A 1,460-nucleotide genomic window follows, 5' to 3' on the forward strand; every position below is an offset into this window, starting at 1 on the left:
AGGTTACGGATGGTAACGTGGGGAGTACTCATGCTGATTGGTCTGCAAAAAGCAGTAATAAATTCAGAACTTCAGAATACCGTCAAGTCCCGAAAAAAGAAAAATCAGGTGCGGAATGACGGCTTCAGCCCAATCCACACCGTGTTCCCTTCAAACAGATGCTCGGCATTCAAGCGTACCAGCTCTTTATCACGCGCCGGCTCGTAGGAGTGATCGGCAACAATCCCCACCCCTAAACCCAATTCAACGTAAGTTTTAATCACATCCGAATCCTGCGCGCTCAAGGCGATATCCGGCGTCATGCCTGCCGCCAGAAAAGCACGATCGACGCGAGAACGCCCGGTAATCCCTTGTCGATAAGTGATCAGCGGCAGTTTGCTGAGCATATCCAGCGTCACCGTTGGCACGTCTATCAGGGGGTGTTGCTGCGGCACCAGAATAGCGTGATGCCAGCGGTAATAGGGAAATGCCGCCAGCGTGGCGTCATTCATCAGTTGCTCACTGGCAATGCCGATATCCGCTTCGCCGGAGTGCAGCATGGCAACGATATCGTCCGGCGTTCCCTGGTTAAGCACCAGGCGCACTTGCGGATAGATGGCACGAAACTCTTTAATCACATTGGGCAGGCTGTAGCGCGCCTGGGTGTGCGTGGTGGCAATCACCAGTTGACCCACATCGTTATTGGTGAACACGTTAGCCAGACGACGAATGTTGTTGGCATCATTCAAAATACGTTCCGCGACCACCAGTAACTCTTTGCCTGGCTCGGTCATGCCAAGCAGTCGTTTGCCGCGACGAATAAAAATTTCGATGCCCAGTTCTTCTTCCAGTTCTCGGATATGGCGACTCACGCCCGACTGAGACGTAAACAGCGAATTGGCGACTTCCGTCAGATTATAGTTACGCCGTGCCGATTCTCGAATAATCTTCAGTTGTTGAAAATTCACGTTGTTCTCCATCTCTACATCGTTTTACCCTAACGCCATATAGATACGGGGGAAAAAATGCCGCGACAAATAAGCAATCGGATGGTGTTATATTATTTTCTACTAAGAAAATAAGCCGTGGCCATCTGAGCAACATCCCTTGATGCATAAAGAAATAAAAAATTTTATAATCAATGTATTACAATAATTACTTTTTATGTGGATTTAATTTCCTTCGCGGATCAATAAATCTTTTTGTTATGATTTATATAAATCCGGGGCTTTGTTGAATAAATAGATTTTATGCTGGCAGCCAAGTGAAACGACGGATCCTCGCAACGCAAAATCATGCAGTTAGGCCTCATGAGAAAACTGTACACCTAAGATGACAAGCATTTTCTACCAAAACTGGGCTTTGTTGAATAAATCAGAACTTGTAACGACTGTGCCCCATCGGGTCGATTGTTACGTGATGCGAATACTGTTCGGCATTCCTAATAGCGTGATCCGGTTAAGCGCTTTGACCATCGCCAT

Annotated in this window: 2 pseudogenes; both read right to left on the bottom strand. The window is 47.3% G+C overall.

What is annotated here, in order from left to right:
- Positions 1 to 122: 122 nt before the first annotated feature.
- Positions 123 to 947, bottom strand: a pseudogene (gene cbl / locus ACTBDZ_RS17780) (HTH-type transcriptional regulator Cbl); the annotation flags it as partial.
- Positions 948 to 1,391: 444 nt separating this feature from the next.
- Positions 1,392 to 1,460, bottom strand: a pseudogene (locus ACTBDZ_RS17785) (surface-adhesin E family protein); the annotation flags it as partial.

The sequence above is a fragment of the Symbiopectobacterium sp. genome (genome assembly GCF_051710365.1).
GTDB lineage: Bacteria > Pseudomonadota > Gammaproteobacteria > Enterobacterales > Enterobacteriaceae > Symbiopectobacterium.